We start from the raw sequence: 212 nt of genomic DNA, 5'->3' as shown, positions 1-212 counted from the left end.
CCCGCCCAGCGCTGATCGTCAGCGACAACGGCACTGAACTGACCAGCATGGCGATCCTGCGCTGGTCCAAGGAGCGCGAGGTCGAATGGCACTACATCGCACCGGGTAAGCCGCAGCAGAACGGGTTCATCGAGAGCTTCAATGCTCGCCTGCGGGACGAGTGCCTGAATGAGACGATCTTCACCAGCCTGACCCAGGCCCGTTCGGTGCTG

1 protein-coding gene is annotated in these 212 nt (G+C 62.7%); it reads left to right on the top strand.

Annotation, left to right across the window (positions count from 1 at the left end; genetic code table 11):
* The coding region (locus ACX40Y_RS18245) for an integrase core domain-containing protein (RefSeq protein WP_459120995.1) at nucleotides 1–212 on the top strand (212 nt) is incomplete at both ends.

This window comes from Sphingomonas sp. RS6 (assembly GCF_054489705.1).
This window is presented reverse-complemented; position numbering and strand designations above follow the sequence as displayed.